The organism is Erythrobacter sp. R86502 (assembly GCF_042466465.1).
Lineage (GTDB): Bacteria > Pseudomonadota > Alphaproteobacteria > Sphingomonadales > Sphingomonadaceae > Erythrobacter.
Map to the genome: position 1 here is coordinate 2,380,940 of NZ_JAXHCJ010000001.1, position 18,039 is coordinate 2,398,978.

The following is an 18,039-nucleotide window of genomic DNA, read 5'->3' on the forward strand; positions in this document are numbered from 1 at the left end:
TTCGGTGGGTATGTCGGCTGACACTGCCCCAAAGGCGGCGTCGCTTGCCAAGCCTTGCCGGGGATGGCTAGAAACCGGTGATGTCTGCAGGGGTTTGGCGCAGACGGATGCAACAGGAGAGTTTCATGGGTCGCAGAATGTTTGGTTCACTGCGCACGGCATCATGGCTGGCGATGGCAGCAGGATTGGCGCTGGCCTTGCCATCTGCCGCCGCGGCGCAGGATACGACCGGCCAGTCGGCCACTGCACCCACCAGCCAGACTGGCGGCGTGCCGGCATGGGGTATTGCCAGCACCGATTTCCCTGCCGATCCCGATATCACTTTCGGCCGCCTGCCCAATGGCATGCGCTATGCCATCAAACGCCACGCCAACCCGCCGGGCGAGGCTGCGGTCCGCTTCAACATTTCGGCCGGATATCGCGAAGAAGCCGACGATGAACTGGGCGCAGCGCACTTTGTCGAGCACATGGCTTTCAACGGGTCGACCAACATCCCCGAAGGCCAGCTTTTGCCGATGCTGGAACGGCTGGGTCTGGCCTTCGGCGCAGATACGAACGCGGAAACCAGCGTTGATTACACCACCTACAAGCTGTCCTTGCCGCGCACCAATGACGAAACGGTGGACACCGCGCTCAAGGTCATCCGCGAAATGGCGGGGGAACTGACCTTCGACCCTGCCGCCGTCGATCGCGAACGCGGCATCATGCTCAGCGAAGCGCAGGTGCGCAACGATCCCAACCGGCGCCGCGGCGCCAGCTATTTCCAGGCCGCCCTGCCCGGTTCGCGGATTGGCGACAGGATCGCCGCGAGCGAGGAACGTATCCGCAATATCTCCGCCGATCAGTTGCAGACCTTCTACAAGGGCTATTACCGACCCTACCGTGCAACGCTGGTGATCGTCGGGGATTTCGATGTCGCTGCGATGCAGGACAAGATTGAAGCGGTGTTCGGCGACTGGCAGGCCGAAGGGCCGGCGCGCGATATTTATGACGGCCCCGTCAATGTGGCGACCGATGCCCCGGCGATCGGCACATTTGTCGATCCGGCGATCCCCGAAATCATCGAACTGCAACGGGTTTCGCGCTGGACACCGCCGGCCAACAGCGTCGCAGCTTCGCGCGATGATGTGCTGCGCGCGGTGGCCGCAGCCGCGCTCACCAACCGCGTCAACGCGCTTGTGCGCAAGCCCGATGCGCCGATTCTGTTCGGTCAGATGGCCGATCAACCGCTGTACCGTTCGGCGCGCTCGTTCGGTCTTGTCGCGGTCGCCAAGGACGGCCAGTGGGATGAAGCGCTGGCACTTGCCGAAAACGAATTGCGCCGCGCCGATCAGTTCGGCTTCACCGCGGCAGAAATAGCCGAATCCAAGGCCAATATCGCAACCGCTCTGGCAAATGCGGTGGCGCAGGCCGATGGGCGCCCCAACGCCGCGATTGCAGAAAGCCTGATTGTAGCCAGTCTGCAAAATTCAGTGCCCACCGCTCCGGCGCTGGATCTGGCGTTCTATCAGGCGATCGAGCCCACGTTGACACCCGAAGCGGTCAGCGAAGCGTTCCGCGCTGCGTGGCAAGGCGGGCCGACGCTGGTTCACGTTTCGACCAAGCAGTCCATTGCAGGCGGATCGCAGCAGATCGCAGCGGCGCTGGAACAAAGCGCCGCGGTCGCGGTCACCGCGCCTGTCGAAGCCGCCGCTGCGCAGTGGGCGTATGGCGAATGGGGCACACCGGGAACGGTTGTTGACGACACGACCATCGCCGATCTCGGCATCCGCACCGTCCGCTTTGCCAATGGTCTGCAGCTTAACCTGAAGGTCACAAATTTCGCACCGGGCAAGCTTTCCTTTGCCATGCGGATCGGCAGCGGTTTTTCGCAATTCCCCAAGGACCGCGAAGGTCTGCGCGAATTGCTTCCCGTCGCCGCCAGCATTGATGGGCTTGAAGCCCACGACATCGATGAATTGCGCCGCGTGCTCGCAGGAAAGGCCGTGGGGCTGGGACTTGAGGGCGAAGCAAACGCGCTGGTCGCCAAGGGTCAGACCACGTCCGCCGATCTCAAATTGCAGCTCGATCTGTTGGCAGCACGTCTGACCGCGACGGGGTGGCGGCCTGAAACGGCGGCGCAACTGGCGGGCGCCGGGCCGGTGATCGTCCAGCAGATCAAGGCCAATCCGGCGGGCCTTCTGCTTTCCAGCATCGGCGCAGTGATGGCGGGTGATGATGCCCGGTTCGGCTTTACCAGCGCCGAAGCGCTGGCGCAGGTGACGCTGGATGATCTTCGCGCGCAGGTGCAGCCGCAGCTGGCCGAAGGCTCGCTGGCGCTGGGTCTGGTCGGCGATTTCGATCCTGACGCGGCGATTGCCGCAGTCGCGCAGACGCTGGGTGCGCTGCCAACGCGCGCCATCCGCACAGAGACGATCGACGCCGCAGAACCCGTTGCCTTCGCCACCGATCGTTCGGTCAGAACGCTGACGCACATCGGCGGCGCCGATCAGGGGGCCATCGCGCTGAGCTGGCCCACCACCGACGGCACCGATCTGCGCGACGATCTGACCCGCGACCTGCTCGCTTCGGTCATGAGCCTGCAATTGACCGAAACGCTGCGCGAGGAACTGGGCACGACCTATTCGCCCGAAGCCTTCAGCTATTCGGGCACCGATGTGAAAGGTTTCGGCTACCTTGCTGCCTTCGCCACTGTCCCGCCTGAAGCGATGGACGCAACCGCGGCGGCAATGAAGGCGATTGCCGGTCGTCTGGCGCAAACGCCGCCGACAGACGATCTGATGGAGCGTGCCCGCAATCCCGTACGCGCCGCTTTCCAGCGCGCTGAAACGCAGAATGCGGCGTGGCTGGATCTGGTTTCCAATGCGCAGAGCGATGCAAGCGTGCTGGACCGCCGGCGTCAGCGGCTGGACCTGCTCAACGCCATAACCGCGGCCGATCTGCAGGCCGCAGCGCAGCGTTACCTTGCAGGCGGAACGCCGGTAGAAATCAGGGCCGTGCCCGAAGCCCGCTGATTGTCCGGTACGGCGCGTCCCCGCACGGTATCAACCGATGCCATGCGGGGACGCACTGTGCAGCTTGCCGGCAATTAGCCGAGCGGCAGATCCAGCGCTTCGGCTACGGCGGCCACGCGCAGCTTGCCGCCTGACACATTCAGCCCTTCGGCCAGATGCGGATCGGCGGCCATCGCCGCTTCTGCACCCATGTTGGCCAATTTCAGCACGAACGGCAGCGTCGCATTGCCAAGCGCGATGGTCGACGTGCGCGCCACCGCGCCGGGCATATTGGCCACGCAGTAATGGATCACGCCGTCCACCACGAATACGGGGTCTTCGTGCGTGGTCGCATGGCTGGTTTCAAAGCAGCCGCCCTGATCGATCGCAATATCGACCACCACCGCGCCGCGGCGCATCGCGGCGATCATCTCGCGCGTGACAAGCTTGGGCGCGGCGGCACCCGGCACCAGCACCGCACCGATCACCAGGTCGGCTTCACGCACCGCTTCGGCAATTGCCGCGGTGGAGGCAAAGGCGGTCTTGATCTGGTTGCCGAACTGCGCGTCAAGCTCGGCAAGACGGCGGTTGGAAATGTCGAAGATCGTCACATCGGCACGCAGGCCCACGGCCATCTGCGCGGCGTTGACCCCGGCGACCCCGCCGCCCAGAATCACGACCTTGCCCGGCTCTACCCCCGGAACCCCCCCCAGCAGTACTCCGCGTCCGCCCTGGTGCTTTTCAAGGTAATGCGCCCCGCATTGCACCGACATGCGGCCCGCGACTTCCGACATCGGCTTCAGAAGCGGCAAGGTGCCATCACTGGCGGTGACCGTTTCATAGGCGATCGCGGTTGCGCCCGAAGCCATCAGTCCTTCGGTTTGCGGCTTGTCGGCGGCAAGGTGCAGATAGGTGAACAGCACGTGGTCAGCCCGCAGCATCGCGACTTCGGAGGCCTGCGGCTCCTTCACCTTCACGATCATCTCGGCGGTATCGAACACCGCGGCCGCATCAGGAAGGATCGTCGCCCCTGCCGCTTCATACGCGCTGTCGGCGAAATCCACGCCCATGCCTGCGCCGGTCTGCACCACCACGTCATGCCCGGCACGGGTCAGTTCGGCGACCGCCGCAGGGGTCAGACCGACACGGTATTCGTTGTTCTTGATTTCGGTGGGCACGCCGACGCGCATGGGTTCTCTCCTGCTGGATCTCTCTGCCCCTGCATCTAGCAGAAGCGCGTTGCACCTTCTTCGCAATGAGCAGAATGCGCCGCCTCAAGAATGGGAAATTCTTGCGTCATTGGATGGTTTAACGCAAAAGCGACGCATATGGACCGCACCGACTGGAAAATTCTCGATCTGCTGGTACAGGATTCGCATTTGACCGGAGAGCAACTGGGTGAACGGGTCGGGCTTTCGCCCTCAGCCGCGCACCGGCGCGTGAAGGCTCTGGAAGAAAACGGGGCGATCTTGGGCTACCGTGCGCGGCTGTCCAAGGCTGCGCGGGGCAATCCTTCGACCGTGTTTGTACAGGTCACACTGACCGATCAACGCCAGGCCACCATGCTTGCATTCGAACAGGCGATGAAAAGCACGCCGCAAATCGTCGAAGCCTATCTGATGAGTGGCCAGTCCGACTATCTTATCAAGGTACTGGTGCGCGAACACGACAGTTACGAACGGATTCACCGCGAAATCCTTTCGGCTCTGCCCGGTGTGCAGCGGCTGGTGAGCCAGTTCACGATCCGTACATTGGAAGGCGGCGAATAGCGGCGCCCACGCGGCGCGCCTCATCAAAAGGCGGTATATGTCGCGAAACTGCCACCGGCGGGCTTGCGCGATCTTGCATTTCCCGGGGGGCGACCAATCTTCTGCGCCTGGCTCTGTGACGGTTCAGGGTCAAGATTGCGGTAGAAAGTTAGTTTTCCGACAAGTATAGGACGCGCATGGCTACGCCTATCTACGAATTTGGACAGATCCCGCAAATGGACCCGGCGAATGCGTCGCGTGGCCGCATGCGGCGCGTGCGCGACGCCGGACAGGCGCCGACGGTGGGGGTGATCTACAATCCCCGTAGCCACCGCAATCTTGGCGCGGACTTCGATTGCGGTCTGTGCCCGCATGTTCACATTGCCCAGCCACGGGCTCGTGCGCAGCTACCCGAAGCGTTGGAAGATTTTGCAGCCAAAGGCATCGATCTTCTGGTCATCAACGGCGGCGATGGCACCGTCCGCGATGTGCTGACCTGCGGGCAGACCATCTTCGGTGACGAATGGCCGGTCATCGCGGTCTTGCCCAAGGGAAAGACCAATGCGCTGACAGTTGATCTGGGTGTGCCCGATGACTGGACGTTGCAGGACGCGATCGACGCGCTTGACCACGGGTCGCGGATTTACCGCCGCCCGATGGCTGTGGGCAGAGCGGACGAGCCCGATTCGCGCGTGGCTGGTTTCATCATGGGCGCTGGCGCGTTCACCAAATCGATTCAGGCCGGCCAGAACGCACACAAGCTGGGCGCGTTCAATTCGATGGTGGTCGGTGTGACAGGAATCTGGGCCCTGCTACAGTCCGTGCTTGCCGGACGCAGCAATCCGTGGCGCAAGGGTGCGCGGATGCAGATCGGGCTGGGCGCGGCCGATGCGCCGATGGCGCACAGCGGACAGGGCGATCCGGCGATGCGGCAGCTGCTGTTTGCATCGACGCTGGAACGGCTGCCCGCCGGGATCAAGCCGTTTGGTGCGCTGAAAAGCGGGCTGAAGCTGGTGGCGGTCGATCAGATCACGCGCCGCACAACTGCGCTGGTTCCGCTGGTGCTGATGGGGAAGATCCGCGGCTCGCTTCGTGCGCGCGGTATCCATCAGCTTGCCACCACGCAGTTCAGCCTGACGATCGATGATCAGTTCATCCTCGACGGAGAAGCGTTCCCTTCCGGGGATTACCGTATTGAGCAGGGCCCGGAGCTCGCTTTCGTCGCGCCATGACCGTGCCGCCAACGGCATTGGCCGGGCGGATCGCGGAACGTCTTGCCGCTCCTGCTCATCCTGCGGTTGCCGCGTTTGCGCGGGCACTGGCCGATGATGCCGGGGCCAGCGCGGTGCTGTTCTACGGATCGAACCTGCGCACCGGGTCGCTCGATGGGGTGCTCGATTTCTATATCTTGCTGCCCGGCACGCATGAAAACACGATCTGGCCGCAGGTGAGCTATCACGAACGCGACCATGGCGGCACGGTTCTGCGGGCCAAGGTCGCCACCATGACACTGGCGACGTTCGCCCGCGCAGCGGAAGGGGTGCTGACCGATACGACCATATGGGCCCGCTTCGTCCAGCCAAGCGCACTAATCTGGGCGGCCGATGACGATGCGCGTAGCAAAGTGATCGCTGCAATCAGCGCAGCCGCTATCACCGCAGCCCGGCTCGCCGCGGCGCTCGGCCCTGTCAGCGCCGCCGCCGAAGATTACTGGCGCGCGCTATTTCGCGCCACGTATACCGCCGAATTCCGGGTCGAGAAAAGCGGGCGCGAAAATGATATTCTCAGCGTCAACGCCGCGCATTTTGCCGGATTGCTGCCCCTCGCACTGGCAGCAGGCGGCATCCCCCCGCGCCAGGACGGCACCGATCTGTCCCCGGACCTTGCGCGGCACGAGCGGGCCCGGATTCTGGCATGGTGGAAGCGCCGCGCACGGATGGGCAAGCCGCTCAATCTGCTGCGTCTGGTCAAGGCCAGCACCACTTTCGAAGGGGCAGCACGTTATGCGGCGTGGAAAATCGAACGCCACACCGGCATGCCGGTCAGGCTGACGCCGTTTCGCGAACGCTTTCCCTTGCTCGCCGCGCCGCAGGTGCTGTGGGATTTGCGCGAACACCGCCGCCGCCAGCGCGGCGGCGGCTGATCCCGATCACATGTATTGCACCGCGATCGACAGGCGGGCGACGCCTTCACCAACGGTAAAGCGCGCCTTGTCGACCGATGGTGGACGGGGGACGAGGCCGAGGATTTTCTTGATCCCCGGATTGTTCGACATGCCCGCTCCATCGGACAGATCCGACTTGCGATTACCGTTCACATCATGGTGCACCGCAATCGCGTAAGCACCCGCAGCCGGCAGCGGCACGCAGACAGACACGGTGCCTTTTTGCGGCAGCGCATCGATGCGCATGACATAGCGTTTGCTTTCCAGCCAGTCGCGGCTGTTGGCCGGGTAAGCGCGCACGAACAGATTGCCTTCCGACGATTTCAAGCCGCTCACGGTTACACGCGCCGCTGGACCCTTGCCAGCTGCGCACTGACCAGGATCATTGCCCGCCGACTTGGCATAGGAAAACGACTGCGCGGCCACGGGCGCGGCAAGCAGGCCTGCCAGCGCAAGGCCAGTCGCGGCCAGCGATGCCACGATGCGCTGGCCGCGATGCGACAGCCTGATAGGAGGAAGGAAACCGTTCATGGGCATCTCTTGAATAAAAGGAGAGGGAAAGGCGCGCAAGCACGGGCGCGGGGTCGAGGCCTTCCGGACAAGGCGCTGTTTTGGCACGACGCGCCTGAATTGGGGCTTAATTGCCGGCAAACGCGCGGCGACGGTGGAAAAGGTCGCCTTTATGCCTTGTCCCTTGATTCGCGCCTCCGGTATGGCTGGCAAAGCGTCACAGAAAGGCCTTACGCCGCGCCATGCCATCACCCCTCATCTCTCCTTCGATTCTGTCTGCCGATTTCGCTCGTCTTGGCGAAGAGGTGCGCGCCATCGATGCGGCCGGCGCGGACTGGATTCATATTGATGTGATGGATGGGCATTTCGTGCCCAATATCACGATTGGCCCCGATGTGGTGAAGGCGCTGCGCCCCCACAGCCAGAAGCCGTTCGATGTGCACCTGATGATCGCCCCGATTGACCCCTACCTCGAAGCCTTTGCCCAAGCCGGCGCGGACATCATCACCGTGCATCCTGAAGCCGGGCCACACATCCACCGCACCTTGCAGGCGATCAAGGCACTGGGCAAAAAGGCTGGGGTCGTCCTTAATCCGGGCACGCCGGTCGAAGTGCTCGACAACCTGATGGACATGGCGGACCTTATTCTTGTGATGAGCGTCAATCCTGGTTTCGGCGGTCAAAGCTTTATCGCATCGCAACTTGCCAAGATCGCACGCGTCCGCACGATGATTGCGCAATCGGGCCGACCGATTCATCTCGAAGTCGATGGCGGCGTCAATGCCGAGATTGCCCGTCTGTGTGTCGATGCCGGAGCCGATGTGCTGGTCGCCGGATCAGCCACTTTCAAGGGCGGGCCCGATGCCTACGCCGGGAATATTGCGGCGTTGAAAGGCGCACACTGATGGCAACCCTGCTGCGCAATCCGGCCGCTGTTCGTGCCGATGCGCTGGTGGAGCGGGCTGCCGAAAATCCAGTGATGGCGCTGGAAACGGGGGCCGATGCAGGGGCTGAGGCGGGGTCGGTGTCCTTGCCTCCGCATGAGCCTGTCCTGCATGAAGAACCGTCGCGCGCGCTTGCTTTGAGCGATGTGATCGCGGTTGATGCCGGGCCGGGGGCGGCCCTGATGCGGCTGGCGTACCGATTGGGCGTGCCCGGACATGCGCTTGCGGCGCCGTTCCGTCGCCCGCAACCGGTGCGCGTGCTGGCGACAGTGAACAGCCCCAATCGCGGCGATCGGGCTGCAGGCACCGCGCTGCGCGCCGGGCATTTCCTGGTCCACGGCACGCGGCTGCCCATTGCCAGCTTCGATTTTTCCCCGGCGGCGCGTCATGCCCCGGGGGTAGAACGGATGTTGCACGGGTTCGGCTGGCTTGCGGATCTGGCCGCCAGCGCCAGCCGCGCCGATGGCGCCGCAGTGGCGGAACGGATCGCAACCCAATGGCTCCACGCCCACCGTGAACCGGGCAAAGGCCCTGCGTGGGAACCCGAATATGCCGGATCAAGGCTGATGGCGTGGCTGGTGCATGCACCGCTGATGCTGGGGGGCACGAACAAAAACCTGAAGTCACGGCTGCTTGGCGCCATCACCGAAACCGCAGGCTGGCTCGACAAGAAGGCCCCGCGCGAGGCTGCCGGGTTTGGGCAGGTCGCTGCGTGGGCCGGTGTCGTGGCGGCAGGGCTGCTGCTTCCGCATGGCAAGCCCCGACGCTTGTTCGGAGAAGCCGGACTGGTGCGGGCGCTGGGCGACATGGTGGGCGAGGATGGCGGCCTGCTGTCACGCTGTCCGGCCGCGCAGCTTGATGCGATCCGGCTGCTGACCGATCTTCTGGCGTGCTACGATGCCGCCGAAACTACACCGCCGGCCGCGTTCGCGGTGATGCGCGAACTGCTTGTCCCTCCGGTGCTGGCGCTGCGACACGGGGACGGTATGCTGGGAAGCTGGCAGGGACAGGGCGCAATTTCGGCGGACCGGATCAATGCGGTGATCGAAGCCAGCGGGGTGCGCGCCCGTCCGCTGTCGGTGGTGAAGGGCTGGGGTTACAGCCGCATCAAGGCCGGCGAAACCTTGCTACAATTCGACACGGCGCCGCCGCCGCGTGCCAAGCATGCACGCACGGGCTGCGCATCGACGCTGGCGTTTGAACTGTCGGACGGGCCGCAGCGGATCATCGTCAATTGCGGCGGCGCGGCGTTGGCCGGCGGGCAGGTGCCAGCGCGGATCGGTCAGGGACTGCGGGCAACCGCCGCGTTTTCAACCCTCGTGCTCGACAATGCCAATTCCACAGCGGTTCTGCTGGCTGGCCAACTGGGCAAAGGGGTGGAAACGGTCAGCCTCGAACGGCGTATGGTCGCTGGCAAGGGCGCGCGCGAGGCGACGCGGATCGAAGCGGCGCATGATGGCTATGTCAGCCGTTTCGGTTTGACGCACCAGCGCATCCTGACGCTGTCGGGCGATGGCACCGAACTGGCGGGTGAAGACATCTTGGTGCCCAGCGGGCGTAACGGCAAACGCGGCAAGATCGCCTTTGCCTTGCGGTTCCATCTGGGGAGCGGCGTCGATGTACAGATTTCGGGCGACAATCGCGGCGCAAGCCTGCTGCTGCCCGATGGTCGGCTCTGGCAATTTCGACTGGGCGGCGATAGGGCGGGCGCCGGAGCGATCACGCTTGCTGCGGAAGACAGCCTGTGGGTTGATGGCGAAGGCCGCCCGCATGCAACGCAGCAACTGGTGATCGAAGGACTGGCACTGCGCAGCGGGGGGCAATTCTCCTGGCGCCTTCGGAAAACGGGATAGGTTTCAGCCATGGGTGACAAGGCAATTCAGCGGGCGCTGCTTTCGGTGTCCGACAAGACGGGTTTGTCCGAATTGGGCGCGAGCCTTGCGGAACGCGGCGTGGAACTTGTCAGCACCGGAGGCACGGCCAAGGCCCTGCGTGATGCGGGACTGACGGTGAAGGATGTCTCTGAACTCACCGGCTTTCCCGAGATGATGGACGGGCGGGTCAAGACGCTGCACCCCACCGTCCACGGCGGGCTGCTCGCTCTGCGCGACAACCCCGAACATGTGGCTGCGATGCAGGCCCACGGGATCGGCGCCATCGATCTGGTCGTGGTCAATCTCTATCCCTTCGAAGCTACCGTCGCCAAGGGTGCCGCGCGCGACGAGATCATCGAAAACATCGACATCGGCGGGCCGTCGATGGTGCGTTCGGCTGCGAAGAACCACGGCTTCGTCACGATCCTGACCGATCCGGCCGATTACTCTGTGCTGCTGGCAGAAATGGAAGCGAACGACGGCGCAACCACGCAGGCCTTCCGCACGCGCATGGCAGGCAAGGCCTATGCCCGCACCGCAGCCTACGACAGCGCGATTGCCAGCTGGTTCGCATTTGCCGATGCCGATGGCGAAACTGTCCCGTTTCCCGATACGCTCCCCATTGCGCTGAAGCGTGCGGATACGCTGCGTTACGGCGAAAACCCGCACCAGGCGGCCGCGATCTACGTGCCGCAGGTTGTCGGCTCCGCAGGCGTGCCGCAAGCATCGCAGTTGCAGGGCAAGGAACTGAGCTACAACAATCTGAACGATGCCGATGCCGGGCTCGAACTGGCGGCCGAATTTGCAGGGCAGGACCCCGCCGTGGTGATCGTCAAGCATGCCAACCCCTGCGGCGTGGCGCAATCGGGCAGCCTGCTGGAAGCGTGGGAGGCTGCGCTGGCGTGCGATTCGGTTTCGGCTTTCGGCGGCATCGTGGCAGTGAATACCGAACTGGATGCCGCCACCGCCGAAGCGATTGCGGCGATCTTCACCGAAGTCGTCATCGCCCCCAGCGTCAGCGCCGAAGCGCGTGAAATCTTCGCCCGCAAAAAGAACCTGCGTTTGCTGGAATGCGGCGCGCTGCCCGATCCGCGCCGCGCGGGTCTGACCATGAAGACGCTGGCAGGGGGCGTATTGATCCAGTCGCGCGATTCGGGCGCCGTCAGTCTGGATGATCTGAAGGTAGTTACGAAACGTGCGCCGACCGATCAGGAATTGAAGGATTGCCTGTTTGCCTGGACCGTGGCCCGCCACGTCAAATCCAACGCGATCGTCTATGCCAAGGATGGCGCTACCGCCGGGATCGGTGCAGGCCAGATGAACCGCCGCGATTCGGCGCGGATTGCCGCGATCAAGGCCAGAGAAGCCGCTGAAACCCTTGGTTGGGCCGCTCCCCGTACGCAGGGCAGCGCTGTGGCGTCCGATGCCTTCTTCCCCTTTGCCGATGGTCTCATTTCCGCTGCCGAAGCGGGCGCGACTGCCGTCATCCAGCCAGGCGGATCGATCCGCGATGACGAAGTGATCGCAGCCGCCGATCAAGCGGGGCTGGCGATGGTGTTTACCGGGATGCGCCATTTCCGCCACTGATTGGCCGCCAAACTGGCTGTTCTCATGATGGTCCGCGGCCGTTCGCGTGGCTTGATCGTCGTACCGTGTGTCTGCCTTGACGCAGGCGGCGCACGGTTCGCCACGACGCGCGCCTGATCTCATCTTTTCGGCTGCTGTTCCGTATCTAGATCAGAGCCCAACCCAATCGGGCCTGACGGCCACGTTCATCCCGCTGCAATTCGGCATCGGGCAAAAGGACATTCGGCTACAACGGACATTGCGAGCTTCCCATGCGCCTTTTCTCACCCGATCTGTTTCGCAACTTCGGCATCGGCTTCGCCTTTGGCGCCGTGATGCTGGCTGTGGGCAACGCTGGCACTTGGGGCGGCGAACTAGCGCCCGCAGCACAGGCGGCGGAGAGCCATGAAGCCCCGGTTCCCGCCGGTGATTTCCTCATCGCGCCCGAAGGACGCTGACGCCCATGAAAACGCTTGCCGCACTGCTTGCCGCCGCTGCTCTTGCGGTGACCGCTTGCGCCGGCCCCGCCACCGCGGCCGAAGAAGCCGTCAACGCACCGGCCGCCGCCCGCACCGCGAAGGAACCCAAGGGCCTCAAGACAGCGATCTTTGCCGGGGGGTGTTTTTGGGGTGTCGAGGGCGTGTTCAGCCATGTGAAGGGCGTGAAATCAGCCGTGTCGGGCTATCACGGCGGAACCGCGAAAAGCGCCAAGTATGACGTTGTTTCCAGCGGCATGACCGATCATGCCGAGAGCGTGAGGATCACCTATGATCCTGCGGTCGTTCGTTATGATCAGTTGCTGCGGATCTTCTTTTCGGTGGTGGCCGATCCGACCCTCAAGAACCGTCAAGGCCCTGATGTGGGCGCGCATTATCGCAGCGCCATCGTGCCCACCAATGGCGAACAGGCTGCGGTGGCCAAGGCCTATATCGCACAGCTTGGCAAGGCGGGTCTGTGGAAACGGCCAATCGCCACCCAGATTGAATCTTACAAGGCGTTCTATCCGGCCGAAGCCTATCATCAGGATTACATGATCAACAATCCGAACAGCCGCTACATCGTGCGGTGGGATGCGCCCAAGGTTGCAGCCTTGAAGACCATGTTCCCGGCAATGTACCGCAGCACCTTCCTGCGCGACGCGGGCTAGCCCCCGGTAAAGCGACGCTTTGCGATTGCTGCGGGCCCGCCTATATCATGCCCATGGCACCGCACGCACATCAGCATCACGAACATTCCGGCCCCGGCCTCGTCGCCGAAGCGGCGCGGGCTTTGGTTTCGGCAGGCGAACAATGGACCGCCATGCGCGAGGCCGTGTTTGCCGAACTTGCCCGGCACGAACGCCCGGTGTCCGCCTATGACATCGCCGACAACCTGTCCGCCGCGCGCGGCAAGCGGGTAGCCCCCAATTCGGTCTACCGCATCCTGGATGTGTTTGTGGCGGGCAATCTGGCCATGCGCGTCGAAAGCGCCAACGCCTATCTGGCCAACACCCACCCGGGCTGCGCGCATGACTGCATCTTCCTGGTGTGCGACGAATGCGGCGAGGCTGCGCATGTCGACGACGAAGATGTCAGCCGCGCGGTGAGAGCGATTGCTGCGGCGCGCGATTTCCGGGCCGAACGGCCGGTGCTGGAAATTCGCGGTCGCTGCAAAGGGTGCACCTGACCGCAATCGTTCTGACGCAAAGCCTTCAATCGACACGCCCGATTTCCCCGTGTAAGGCTGGGGGGTATGACACAATCGCCTATTACGCCCCTGCTCGATCAGGTGAACACACCCGACGACCTGCGCCGCCTCAAGCCTGAACAGCTGCGCCAGCTTGCCGATGAACTGCGCACCGAAATGATCGATGCCGTCAGCACATCGGGCGGGCATCTGGGATCGGGGCTGGGCGTGGTCGAACTGACCGTGGCGCTGCATTACGTGTTCAACACGCCCGAGGACAAGCTGGTGTGGGACGTGGGGCACCAGTGCTATCCGCACAAGATCATTACCGGACGGCGCGACCGCATCCGCACGCTGCGTCAGGGCGGGGGGCTTTCAGGCTTCACCAAGCGCAGCGAAAGCGAATACGATCCCTTCGGCGCGGCGCATTCTTCCACCTCGATCAGTGCAGCGCTGGGCTTTGCCGTCGCCAACAAACTGCGTGGGCGGCCGGGCCGCGGCATTGCGGTGATCGGCGATGGCTCGATGAGCGCGGGCATGGCCTATGAGGCGATGAACAACGCCGCGCTGGCGGGCAACCGGCTGGTCGTGATCCTCAACGACAACGACATGTCGATCGCGCCGCCGGTGGGCGGGCTTTCGGCATACCTCGCGCGCATGGTGTCCTCGAGCGAATATCTCGGCATCCGCAGCCTCGCCAGCCGCGCGGTCAAGAAGCTGAGCCGCCGGATGCACGACACCATCGGCAAGGCGGAAGAGTTCACCCGCGGCCTGGTGACCGGTGGGACGCTGTTCGAAGAGCTGGGCTTCTATTATGTCGGCCCGATCGACGGGCATAATCTCGATCACCTGCTACCGGTGCTCGAAAACGTGCGCGACACGTCCGAAGGCCCGGTGCTGATCCATGTCGTCACCGAAAAGGGCAAGGGCTACGCGCCGGCCGAAAACAGCGCCGACAAGTATCACGGCGTGCCCAAGTTCAACGTCGTCACCGGCGAAAAGGCCAAGAGCGCGCCATCCGCGCCCGCCTATCAGGACGTGTTCGGCCTGACGCTGGCGAAGCTGGCCGAGACCGATGACCGCATTTGCGCGATAACCGCCGCCATGCCGTCCGGCACCGGCGTCGACAAGTTTGCCAAGGCGCACCCCACCCGCACCTTCGATGTCGGCATTGCCGAACAGCACGCGGTGACCTTCGCGGCGGGTCTGGCGGCCGAAGGGATGCGACCCTTCGCGGCGATTTACTCCACCTTCCTCCAGCGCGCCTACGATCAGGTCGTACACGATGTGTGCATCCAGAACCTGCCGGTGCGCTTCGCCATCGACCGCGCCGGACTGGTCGGCGCGGACGGGGCGACGCACGCTGGCAGCTTCGATGTGACGTATCTGGCAACACTGCCCAACATGGTGGTAATGGCCGCCGCCGACGAAGCGGAACTGGTCCACATGACCTACACCGCCGCCGAGTATGACGACGGCCCCATCGCCTTCCGCTACCCGCGTGGCAACGGCACCGGGGTTCCCCTGCCCGAGATTCCGGTGAAGCTGGAAATCGGCAAGGGCCGCGTGGTCCGCGAAGGAACCAAGGTGGCGATCCTCTCGCTCGGTTCGCGCCTCGCCGAAGCGTTAAAGGCCGCCGATACGCTGGAAGCCAAGGGGCTTTCGACCACGGTCGCCGACATGCGCTTTGCCAAGCCTCTGGACGAAGAGCTGATCGCCCGCCTGATGCGCACCCACGAAGTGATCGTCACGGTCGAGGAAGGCTCGGTCGGCGGGCTCGGCGCGCATGTGCTGACCTTTGCCAGCGACACCGGCCTTACCGACAACGGATTGAAAGTGCGTACGCTGCGGCTGCCCGATACCTTCATCGATCACGACGACCCGATGAAGCAATATGACGAGGCAGGGCTGAACGCCCCGCAGATCGTGGATACGGTGTTGAAGGCGCTAAAGCACAACAGCGCAGGCGTTGCCACGGGCGAAGAAGCGCGGGCTTAACGGCCTTCGGGCGGGGGCACGGAGCGGATTTGCAACCGCTCCGGCACCGTCAGGTTGCCTTGCGGCGCTGGCTCTTCAATAGGGACGGGGGCGGTTTCCTGCCCCGTCACCGGCTCACCCTTCAGCGCCGCAATCTCGCGGCGGCGCCGTTCGAGGTAGGTTTCGCGCCGCATCACATAGGGATCATCCGACGCGCGAATTTCGACCAATTCTGCATCGAGCGCCAGCCGCCGGTCGATCGCGTTGACCACGAAATAGCTCGCGGCAAATTCGCTGCGGTTGAACGGTTCGCCGACGGTATAAGGCAGCAAGGCCTGATCGAGCGAATTGCCGATGAAATCGCGCAAAGTGGTCGCACCCACCAGCGGCATGTAAACATAGGGGCCCGGCCCTACGCCGTAAAACCCCATCGTGTTGGCAAAGCCGTTGCGGCGATAGGGCAGATCGGCTTTGTTGCCCGCCACATCGAACAGTCCGCCCACGCCCAGCGTGGTGTTGATTGCCAGCCGCCCCAGCGTTTCGAACGCCTTGCCGACCTTGCCTTGCAGCAAAAAGTTCAGCGCATTGCTCGGCTCGGCAAGATTGCGCACCACATTACCCAGCCCATCACGCACCGGCTCGGGCAAACCGTCGCGGTAGGCATAGGTGACAGGCTCGACCAACGCCTGATCGACTGATTGGGTAATCCGGTAACTGTCTTCATTGATCTGCTCGAGCGGATCGCTTTTGGGCGGGCCGTACGAGCCTTCGACCACGATTTCGTTTACGGGCTCATCAGCCCCTGTATCGCCCTCGCGCGGCGGTGGGGTTGTTTCGGTCTGGGCAAGGGGCACGGCGGCCTGCGCGGCAGAAAGGTGCCATTCCAGCGGAACAACAAGCGGTGGATGCGCCGCAGCTGGCGGTGCGGCCAGCGCCAGCGCGGCGCGCAACAGCGGTGATGGGGCTGCAATCAGGGTAAGGCCGGGCAATCGAGTTCTCCGCTTCGCCCCCTTGTCATAGCACAGGCCACAGGGTGCCAGCCTTGCCCTTGCGACGACGCGCCTATACGCAAGCTGAATTGTCCTCCCTTATCGCGCAAGGCCCTGCAATGTCCCTGATCCAGATTGCCAAAGAAGGCCCCGTCACCATCCTCACGCTAGACCGGGCGGATACGATGAACCCGCTGGGCGCGCCGGGTGACGGGGATGAATTCGTGAGCGTCGCCAACGCGATCAACCGAGACATGGATTGCCGGGTGGTGATCCTGACCGGCGCAGGCCGTGCATTCAGCGCGGGCGGCGATATCAAGGCGATGCAGAACAAGACCGGCACCTTCGGCGGCACCACGCCGGCGATCTCAGACGGTTATCGTGACAACATCCACCAGATGCTGCGCGCATTGTACGGCCTGCGTGTCCCGGTTATCGCTGCAGTTAATGGCCCTGCCATCGGCCTCGGCTGCGATGTCGCCTGCCTTGCCGACATCCGCATCGCGAGCGAGGCGGCCAAGTTTGGCGTCACCTTCCTCAAGCTCGGGATCATCCCCGGCGATGGCGGCACATGGATTCTCCCCCGCGTGATCGGCATGAGCCGCGCGGCAGAGCTGTTCTACACCGGCGATGTGATCGACGCCGCCACCGCAAAAGACTGGGGCCTTGTCAGCCGGGTGGTTCCAGCAGACACGCTGATGGACGAGGCCCGCGCGCTTGCGGCAAAGATTGCGCTGCTGCCGCCGCATTCGCTGCGCCACACCAAGAACCTGCTGCGGCAGGGCCAGCAGATCAGCTACGACACCGCACTGGAACTTGCCGCCAACACGCAGGCGATGATGCACACCACCGCCGATCATGCCGAGGGTGTTGCCGCGCTGATCGAGAAGCGCGCAGCAGTGTTCAAGGGCGAGTAATTACCCGATCCAGCGCCACACGCCGGCGGGAATACCAGCGCGCCACAGGTGCAGCCAGCTTCCCGCCAGCCACAGCGCGGTGCCTGCGATCAGCGGCACCGCGCCGACACGAAGCAAAACGCCCCAACGCGGCCAGTAGCTTGTGCGGCTTTCCCATGCGGCCCACGCGTCGCCCATCAAGGCTTCCTTCTTCGTGTCCTGAAGCCGGGCGCCGACCAGCGCGAGGATACCCATGGCGAGCGCCGTCACCATCGTCCGCGTGCTCCAGAACAGCGCCATGTGCGAAAGCGCCCACAGCCCGATCCCCCACATCATCGGGTGCCGTGTCACCTTGAAAACGCGTGCAGGTTCCGCCCGCGCCTGCGCTTCTGCCATAGGCGTTGGCAGCGCGGGGTTGCCGATGAAGGAACCTGCAAGCAGAACCATCGCAGGCCAGGTGATGATCGTCGCCGCGATCCAGCCGATGGTGCCTGATCCGGGCAGATCGGCAGGGGGCGATGCGAGGAATGCGAAATAGACCCACGCCAGCGTGGCAAAGCTCACGGCGACATAGGCTATCTGAAACCCGCCCGCGCCCAAGGCCTTGACCAGTGGTGCGCGCAAGGGATGTGACATGACGAAGTGCGTGCCGACAAAGGCGATATTTGCCGCGATCAGGCTCACCAATGCTTCGTTCATGACACGCACCCTCC

Annotated in this window: 16 protein-coding genes; 12 read left to right on the top strand and 4 right to left on the bottom strand. The window is 64.0% G+C overall.

Annotated features, from left to right (window positions below; all coding sequences use genetic code 11):
* The first annotated feature begins 125 nt into the window (after positions 1-125).
* A complete protein-coding gene (locus SJY33_RS11450; RefSeq protein ID WP_379922893.1) occupies positions 126-3,014 on the top strand; it encodes a M16 family metallopeptidase in 2,889 nt (962 codons plus the stop codon).
* Positions 3,015-3,088: 74 nt separating this feature from the next.
* Here the strand turns inward: SJY33_RS11450 and ald are convergent, their stop codons facing one another.
* Positions 3,089-4,183 carry an alanine dehydrogenase gene (gene ald, locus SJY33_RS11455; RefSeq protein ID WP_379922894.1) on the bottom strand — a complete coding sequence of 365 codons (1,095 nt, stop codon included), beginning with the start codon at positions 4,181-4,183 and terminating at the stop codon, positions 3,089-3,091.
* A gap of 138 nt (positions 4,184-4,321) precedes the next feature.
* Here ald and SJY33_RS11460 point away from each other — a divergent pair, with 138 nt between their 5' ends.
* The 3 genes from SJY33_RS11460 to SJY33_RS11470 all read left to right on the top strand — a co-directional run bounded on the left by SJY33_RS11460 (position 4,322) and on the right by SJY33_RS11470 (position 6,884).
* Positions 4,322-4,762, top strand: coding sequence for an Lrp/AsnC family transcriptional regulator (locus SJY33_RS11460; RefSeq protein WP_379922895.1), 441 nt, complete (start codon positions 4,322-4,324; stop codon positions 4,760-4,762).
* A 176-nt stretch (positions 4,763-4,938) separates the two neighbouring features.
* Entirely contained in the window at positions 4,939-5,973 is a 1,035-nt protein-coding gene (locus SJY33_RS11465) for a diacylglycerol/lipid kinase family protein (RefSeq protein WP_379922896.1), read from the top strand.
* Positions 5,970-6,884 (top strand): hypothetical protein, encoded by a 915-nt coding sequence (locus tag SJY33_RS11470; protein ID WP_379922897.1) that lies wholly within the window; start codon positions 5,970-5,972, stop codon positions 6,882-6,884. Before SJY33_RS11465 ends, SJY33_RS11470 begins: the two co-directional genes overlap by 4 nt.
* A 6-nt stretch (positions 6,885-6,890) precedes the next feature.
* On the opposite strand, the gene SJY33_RS11475 is transcribed toward SJY33_RS11470, so the two are convergent.
* Positions 6,891-7,436 (bottom strand): DUF2141 domain-containing protein, encoded by a 546-nt coding sequence (locus SJY33_RS11475; protein WP_379922898.1) that lies wholly within the window; start codon positions 7,434-7,436, stop codon positions 6,891-6,893.
* 221 nt (positions 7,437-7,657) lie between these two features.
* Here SJY33_RS11475 and rpe point away from each other — a divergent pair, with 221 nt between their 5' ends.
* From rpe to dxs, 7 genes are all read left to right on the top strand, one after another.
* Complete coding sequence (rpe, locus tag SJY33_RS11480; protein WP_379922900.1) at positions 7,658-8,320, top strand: ribulose-phosphate 3-epimerase; 663 nt, start codon at positions 7,658-7,660, stop codon at positions 8,318-8,320.
* The gene (locus SJY33_RS11485; RefSeq protein WP_379922901.1) at positions 8,320-10,212 is read left to right on the top strand and encodes a heparinase II/III family protein; all 1,893 of its coding nucleotides are present in this window, start codon (positions 8,320-8,322) and stop codon (positions 10,210-10,212) included. The genes rpe and SJY33_RS11485 overlap by 1 nt, the downstream gene beginning before the upstream one ends.
* 9 nt (positions 10,213-10,221) lie before the next feature.
* A complete protein-coding gene (gene purH / locus SJY33_RS11490) occupies positions 10,222-11,820 on the top strand; it encodes a bifunctional phosphoribosylaminoimidazolecarboxamide formyltransferase/IMP cyclohydrolase (protein ID WP_379922902.1) in 1,599 nt (532 codons plus the stop codon).
* A 251-nt stretch (positions 11,821-12,071) separates the two neighbouring features.
* Positions 12,072-12,257, top strand: coding sequence for a hypothetical protein (locus tag SJY33_RS11495; RefSeq protein ID WP_379922903.1), 186 nt, complete (start codon positions 12,072-12,074; stop codon positions 12,255-12,257).
* A gap of 5 nt (positions 12,258-12,262) precedes the next feature.
* Positions 12,263-12,946, top strand: a complete 684-nt coding sequence (msrA, locus tag SJY33_RS11500) for a peptide-methionine (S)-S-oxide reductase MsrA (protein ID WP_379922904.1) — start codon at positions 12,263-12,265, stop codon at positions 12,944-12,946.
* Positions 12,947-12,999: 53 nt separating this feature from the next.
* A complete protein-coding gene (locus SJY33_RS11505; RefSeq protein WP_379923581.1) occupies positions 13,000-13,464 on the top strand; it encodes a Fur family transcriptional regulator in 465 nt (154 codons plus the stop codon).
* A gap of 66 nt (positions 13,465-13,530) precedes the next feature.
* Positions 13,531-15,462, top strand: coding sequence for a 1-deoxy-D-xylulose-5-phosphate synthase (gene dxs / locus SJY33_RS11510; RefSeq protein WP_379922905.1), 1,932 nt, complete (start codon positions 13,531-13,533; stop codon positions 15,460-15,462).
* On the opposite strand, the gene SJY33_RS11515 is transcribed toward dxs, so the two are convergent.
* Positions 15,459-16,430: a VacJ family lipoprotein gene (locus SJY33_RS11515; RefSeq protein ID WP_379922906.1), complete on the bottom strand. Its 972-nt coding sequence runs from the start codon at positions 16,428-16,430 to the stop codon at positions 15,459-15,461. The genes dxs and SJY33_RS11515 overlap by 4 nt on opposite strands.
* A 119-nt stretch (positions 16,431-16,549) precedes the next feature.
* Between SJY33_RS11515 and SJY33_RS11520 the strand changes: the two genes are divergently transcribed.
* Entirely contained in the window at positions 16,550-17,347 is a 798-nt protein-coding gene (locus SJY33_RS11520; RefSeq protein WP_379922907.1) for a crotonase/enoyl-CoA hydratase family protein, read from the top strand.
* Here SJY33_RS11520 and SJY33_RS11525 read toward each other — a convergent pair whose 3' ends face one another.
* Complete coding sequence (locus tag SJY33_RS11525; protein WP_379922908.1) at positions 17,348-18,025, bottom strand: NnrU family protein; 678 nt, start codon at positions 18,023-18,025, stop codon at positions 17,348-17,350.
* Positions 18,026-18,039: the final 14 nt, after the last annotated feature.